Below are 6,710 nucleotides of genomic sequence, written 5' to 3' on the forward strand. Positions count from 1 at the left end.
GTGCGCGTCCCGCGCGGCGGCGGCGCGGGCGGCCGCCTCCTCGGGCGTCTCGACCGGGACGGGGGCGGCCGCCGGAGCCGGTGCCGCCGACACGGCCACGGGCGGCGGCGGCCACAGCACCTCGCCCGCGTGCGTGACGGTCATCCCGCGCTGCACCGGGTCGTCGAGGTCGAGGACGACGGCGCCGTCCTTCGCCGGCGTCAGCAGCGCCAGCAGGTGGACGACGTTCGTGCCGAACAGCTGCGACGTGTGCTGCGGCATCCGGCTCGGCAGGTCGGTCCAGCCCAGGACGACGACGCCGCCCTCCGTGACGACGCGCTCCCCCGGCACGGTGCGCGCGCAGTTGCCACCGCCGGACGCGGCCAGGTCGACGACCACCGAGCCCGGCCGCATCGCCGCGACCATCTCCGCCGTGATCGTCGTCGGCGCCGTGCCGCGGACCAGGGCGGTCGTGACGACGACGTCCGCCCACGCGGTCTGCTCGGCGTACATCGCGGCGGTCAGGCGCTCCTGCTCCTCGGTCAGCGCGCGGGCGTAGCCGTCCGACGACACCTCCTGCGCCGCACCGGCGACGCGCACGAACTCGGCGCCCATCGACTCGATCTGCTCGCCCACCTCGGGGCGGACGTCGAACGCGCGCACCTGCGCGCCCAGGCTGCCGGCCGTGCCGATCGCGGCCAGTCCCGCGACGCCCGCGCCGATGACGAGGACGCGCGCCGGGGGCGTCTTGCCCGCCGCGGTGACCTGGCCGGCGAACATGCCGCCGAACTCCTCGGCGGCCTCGATGACCGCGCGGTAGCCCGCGACGTTGGAGAGCGTCGAGAGGACGTCGAGCGCCTGCGCGCGGGAGATGCGCGGGACCGCGTCGAGCGCCAGGCCCGTCACGCCGCGGGCGGCGAGGCGGTCGGCGACGCCGGGGTCGAGGTGCGGCTGCAGCATCGCGACGAGCGTCGCGCCGGGACGCAGGAGGTCGAGCTCCTCCGGGCGCGGCGCGTGCACGGCGGTGACGACGTCGCTCGACCACACCTCTGCCGCGTCGCCGACCCGCGCGCCCGCGGCGGCGTACGCCGCGTCCGTGAACGTCGCCCCGACCCCGGCGCCCGCCTCGACGACGACCTCGTGGCCCAGGTCCCGCAGGGCGGCGACCGTGCGCGGCGTCGCCGCGACGAGCCGCTCCCCGGGGCGGTGCTCGCGGGGGACGCCGATCCTCATCGCTGCTCCTCGCTGTCGCACCGCGCGCGGGCGGTCGCCCGGCGCGGCTCCATCGTCGTGGTGGCGGCGGCCGGTCCCCCCGGACCTCGGTCCCGGGCGGGGCCTACCGCCACGGCGTGGGGGCGTCGCGGCGCTCGGCGGCGCGCAGCCCCACCTCCCACGCGGCCGCCGCCCGGCGCAGCGCCCCCTCGGCGTCGACGCCGTCGCGCTCCGCCTCGAGGACGAGCGCGAGCAGCCGCGCCCCGAGGGACGCGTCCACGTCCGAGGGGACGTGGCGGTCGGCGTCACCGGGCGGGACGTCGGCGTCGACACCGCCGGGCGTGCCGTCGGGGTCGACACCGCCGGGCGGGACGCCGCGGTCGGCGCCGGGCGGGGCGTCGCCGTCCGGACCGCCGGGCGGGACCTCGCCCGCGGGCGGGCCCGTGACGACCGCGACGGCCGCGTCCACGTCGTCCCGGTCCTCGGGCGCCGGCACGGGGCCGTCCGTGCGGATCTCCCCGTCGGCCGGTCCCGCGGCGCCGGCGGCCGCGCGTGGGACGTCCGGCGCCGGTGCGGCCGCGGTCGCGTCGAGCAGGCCCGCGCGCACCGCCTTGCCGGCGACCTTCTGCGTCCGCGCCAGCGCACCCAGCGACGCGGGCACGCCGTCGAGGGCCGACTCCCGTGCCGGCTTCTCGGCGCGCTTCGCGTCGTCCCACCGGCGGTGCACGTCGCCGGCCTCGAGCGCGTCCGCGTCGTCGCCGAAGACGTGCGGGTGGCGCCGGACCAGCTTGGCGACGAGCCGGTCCGCGACCTCCGCGACGTCGAACGGGTCCGTCGCGTCGTCCTGCGCGACGCGCGCGTGGAACACCACCTGCAGCAGCACGTCGCCGAGCTCCTCGCGCAGGCCCTCGCGGTCCCCCGCGTCGACCGCCTCGGCGAGCTCGTGCACCTCCTCGAGCGCGTACGGCACGAGGCTCGTGTGCGTCTGCTCGGCGTCCCACGGGCAGCCGCCCGGCGAGCGCAGCCGGTCCATGACGGCGACGAGCCGGCCGAACGCCGCCGCGGCGGGCGCGGCGGCCGCCGGGACGTCGTCCGGGAGCGCCGGCGCAGCGGCGTCGACGCCCGTGGTGTGGCGCCCGCGCCGACGTCCGCGCGGCTCCGTGGTCATCGTCGCCCCGTCGTCATCGCGGCGACGACGTCGGTGCGGGCGTGGCGCCGGGGTCGCCGGGTGCGTCCCCGCCGGAGCCGTCGCCGGCGGCCGGTGCGCGGCCGCCCTCGGGCACCACCCACTCCGGCGCCGTCGGCGGCGCGACACCGACGTCCTGGAACGTGCCGAAGCGCGGGTTCACCTCGATGTCGGCGTCGTCCACCAGCTGCCGGTACTCCTCGGCGGCGGCCTGCCCGTCCGGTGCGGCCTGCACCGCGTCGGCAGCGAGCGAGTACCGCCCGACCACCACGGCCTGCTCGCCGAAGTCGAGGCGCGCGGCCTCCTCCTCGCCGAGCTGCTGGACCGCCTGCTGCTCGAGGAACGCGCGCGCCTGGTCGTCGCTGACGCCCACGCCGCGCGCCGCGGCGACCTGGGAGAGGAACGGCTCGGTCACGAGGATCGTCAGCACGCCCTGCGGCGACACCCCCGGGTACACCGGCGTGAGGTCGTCCAGCGCCGCGGTGAGGTCGTCGGTCGACACCGCCTCGCCGTCGACCACCGCCGCCGCGCCGGGGTGCCCCGCGCAGGCCGTCAGCAGCCCCGCCGCCAGCAGCGCGGCCGCCGCCGCACCCGTCGCGCGGGACCGTGCCCGCGCGCGTCGGGTCGTCCGTGTGCCTCGTCGCACCGTCACCAGAGCCTCCCGTCCTCGGAAGTCGTCCCTCGACCGCGGCCATCGTAGGGCCCACGACCGACGGCGGAGGCGCGCGGGCGACCGCGACCCGGCTACCGGGTGCCCACCTGCGCCGCCGCGCCGACGTCCCCGCGCACGACCGCGTCGACGAACTGCCGCGTCCAGGCGAGCAGGTCCTTGCCGTGCAGCGGCTTGCCGCCGATGCGCGCCGTCGTCGGGAACGGCACGAGGACCGTGCGCACCGCCGGCTTGAGCACCGCCCCGGGGTACAGGCGCTTGAGCCGCAGCTGCGCCGACTCCGGCAGCTCGACGGGCGCGAACCGCACGAACCGGCCCTGCGCCGTGATGTCGGAGAGCCCCGCCGCCCGCGCGTGCAGGCGGAACCGGGCGACGTCGAAGAGGTTCTCCACCGCCGCCGGCACGGCGCCGTAGCGGTCCGCGAGCTCGGCGTGCACCTCGGCGAGGGCCGCCTCGTCCGCCGCCGTCGCGATCTTGCGGTACGCCTCGAGGCGCAGCCGCTCGTGCGCGACGTAGTCGTGCGGGATGTGGGCGTCGACGGGCAGCTCGATCGTGACGTCGGGCAGCTCCTCGTCGACCTCGCCGCGGAAGCTCGCGACGGCCTCGCCGACCATGCGGATGTACAGGTCGAAGCCGACGCCCTCGATGTGCCCGGACTGCTCCCCGCCGAGCAGGTTGCCCGCGCCGCGGATCTCGAGGTCCTTCATGGCCACGGCCATGCCGGCGCCGAGGTCGGTGTGCGCGGCGATCGTCTGGAGGCGGTCGTGCGCCGTCTCGGTGAGCGGCACCTCCGGCGGGTACAGGAAGTAGGCGTACGCGCGCTCGCGGCCACGCCCGACGCGCCCGCGCAGCTGGTGCAGCTGCGAGAGCCCGAGCCGGTCGGCGCGCTCGAGGATCAGCGTGTTGGCGTTGGAGATGTCGAGGCCCGTCTCGACGATCGTCGTGCAGACGAGGACGTCGAACTTCTTCTCCCAGAAGTCCATGATCACGCGCTCGAGCTGGTGCTCGTTCATCTTCCCGTGCGCCACCGCGATGCGGGCCTCGGGCACGAGCTCGTTGAGCCGCGACGCCGTGCGCTCGATCGTCTCCACCTTGTTGTGCACGTAGAAGACCTGGCCCTCGCGCAGCAGCTCCCGGCGGATCGCGGCGCCGATCTGCTTCTCCTCGTACGGCCCGACGAACGTGAGCACCGGATGGCGCTCCTCCGGCGGCGTGGCGAGCGTCGACATCTCGCGGATGCCGGTCACCGCCATCTCGAGCGTGCGCGGGATCGGCGTCGCGCTCATCGCGAGCACGTCGACGTTGGTGCGCAGCGCCTTGAGCGTCTCCTTGTGCTCGACGCCGAACCGCTGCTCCTCGTCGATGATGACGAGCCCGAGGTCCTTGAACCGCACGCCGCCGGTGATGAGGCGGTGCGTGCCGATGACCACGTCGACCGACCCGTCGGCGAGCCCCTCGAGGATCTCCTTGCTCTCCTTCGGCGTCTGGAACCGCGACAGCGCCCTCACGGTCACGGGGAACGCCGAGTAGCGCTCGGCGAACGTGTCGAGGTGCTGCTGCACGAGCAGCGTGGTCGGCACGAGCACGGCGACCTGCTTGCCGTCCTGCACGGCCTTGAACGCGGCCCGCACGGCGATCTCGGTCTTGCCGTAGCCGACGTCGCCGCAGACGAGCCGGTCCATGGGGATCGGCTTCTCCATGTCCTGCTTGACCTCGTCGATCGTCGCGAGCTGGTCCGGGGTCTCGACGTACGCGAACGCGTCCTCGAGCTCGCGCTGCCACGGCGTGTCCGGGCCGAACGCGTGGCCCGGCGTCGCCATGCGCGCCGAGTACAGGCGGATCAGCTCGGCCGCGATCTCCTTGACGGCCTTGCGCGCCCGGCCCTTCGTCTTCGCCCAGTCGGCGCCGCCCATGCGGTTGAGCGTCGGCGACTCGCCGCCCACGTACTTGGTGACCTGGTCGAGCTGGTCCGTCGGCACGAAGAGCCGGTCGCCCGGGTGGCCCCGCTTGCTCGACGCGTACTCGACGACCATGTACTCGCGCGTCGCCGCGTTCGCGCCCGTGCCGATCGTGCGCTGCACCAGCTCGACGAAGCGCCCGACGCCGTGCTGCTCGTGCACGACGAAGTCGCCCGGCCGCAGCTGCAGCGGGTCGACGACGTTGCGCCGCCGGCTCGGCATGCGCCGCATGTCGCGCGTGCTCGACCCGGCGCGGCCCGTGAGGTCCGCCTCGCTGAACACCGCGACGTGCAGGTCCTCGTGCACGAAGCCCGGCCCGACGGGGGCCGGCGTGACGAGCACGACGCCGCCCTCGGGCTCCTCGTCGACCGTCGCGACGAGGCGCGCCGGCACGTCGGCCGCGCGCAGCTGCTCGACCATGCGCTGCGCGGGGCCGTGCCCCTCGGTCGCGAGCACCAGGCGCCAGCCGAGCTGCTGCAGGCGGCGCACGTCCGCGACCGCGCGCTCGACCTCGCCGCGGTACCGCTCGACGTCGCGCGCACCGACGACGAGCGTCCGCACGCCGTCCGTGTGCCCGAGGCCGTCGTCCGGCGTCGTGCCCGCGTCCACCGCACCGGCGTCGAGGGTGAACCCGCTCAGCGTCCACCACCCGAGGCCGCGCACCTGCGCGCGCGCCCGCACGTCCGCGAACGACGCGAACGACGCCGCCGACAGGTCCAGCGGCACCTGCGCGCCCGCCGCGGCGGACGTCCAGGCCGCGGCGAGGAACTCCTCGGTCGTCGCGACGAGGTCGTGCGCGCGCCGGCGCACGCGCTCGGGGTCGACCAGCACGAGCAGCGTGTCGTCGGGCACGAGGTCGACGACGGGGACCATGCGGTCGACGAGCACGGGCGCGAGCGACTCCATGCCCTCGACGGCGATGCCCTCGGCGAGCCGGTCCAGCATGTCGACGGCGCCGGGCAGGCGCTCCGCGAGCGCGGCGGCGCGCTCGCGCACGGCCGGGGTCAGCAGGATCTCGCGGCACGGCGGCGCCCACACGCCGTGGTCGGCCACCTCGAGGCTGCGCTGGTCCGCGACGGAGAACCAGCGGATCTCCTCGACGTCCTCGCCCCACAGCTCGACGCGCAGCGGGTGGTCCTCGGTCGGCGGGAAGACGTCGAGGATGCCGCCGCGCACGGCGAACTCGCCGCGCCGCTCGACCATGTCGACGCGCGTGTACGCCGCGTCGACGAGGCGCTGGGCGACGTCGTCGAGGTCCACCTGCTGCCCGGACCGGATCTCGACCGGCGCGAGCTCGCCCAGGCCCTCGACCACCGGCTGCAGCAGCGCCCGCACCGGCATGACGAGCACGCGCACGGGGCCGGTCGGCCCGGGCTCGGGGTCCGGGTGCGCGAGCCGGCGGAACACCGCGAGGCGGCGCGCGACCGTGTCCGACCGCGGGCTGAGGCGCTCGTGCGGCAGGGTCTCCCAGCTCGGCAGCACGGCGACGTCGTCGTCCGGGAGGTAGCAGCGCAGCGCCGACGCGAGCTCGTCGGCGTCCCGGCCCGTCGCCGTCACGACGACGAGCGGGCGGCCCGCCGGGCCGCCCGCGGCGGCGCGGGCCGGCAGCGCGGACCGCAGGAAGCCCGCCGCCCCGGCCCGGTGGACGAGCCGCGGCACGGCGGCGGTGGAGACGCCCACCCGCTGCGGGTTGGGGGTGAGCAGG

At 76.5% G+C, this 6,710-nt stretch carries 4 protein-coding genes; all 4 read right to left on the reverse strand.

Annotated elements, in window-relative coordinates; all coding sequences use genetic code 11:
- On the reverse strand, positions 1-1,212 hold a 1,212-nt coding region (locus AB6N23_RS16420), incomplete at its 3' end, for a Re/Si-specific NAD(P)(+) transhydrogenase subunit alpha (RefSeq protein ID WP_412867062.1).
- 103 nt (positions 1,213-1,315) lie between these two features.
- Positions 1,316-2,359, reverse strand: a complete 1,044-nt coding sequence (locus tag AB6N23_RS16425) for a MazG family protein (protein ID WP_412867063.1) — start codon at positions 2,357-2,359, stop codon at positions 1,316-1,318.
- Positions 2,360-2,372: 13 nt separating this feature from the next.
- Positions 2,373-3,029, reverse strand: coding sequence for a SurA N-terminal domain-containing protein (locus tag AB6N23_RS16430; RefSeq protein WP_412867064.1), 657 nt, complete (start codon positions 3,027-3,029; stop codon positions 2,373-2,375).
- Between the two features lie 92 nt (positions 3,030-3,121).
- On the reverse strand, positions 3,122-6,625 hold the full coding sequence (gene mfd / locus AB6N23_RS16435; RefSeq protein WP_412867065.1) for a transcription-repair coupling factor: 3,504 nt from the start codon (positions 6,623-6,625) through the stop codon (positions 3,122-3,124).
- Positions 6,626-6,710 lie beyond the last annotated feature (85 nt).

Origin of the sequence: Cellulomonas pasadenensis, from assembly GCF_047229365.1 — a bacterium.
GTDB lineage: Bacteria > Actinomycetota > Actinomycetes > Actinomycetales > Cellulomonadaceae > Cellulomonas.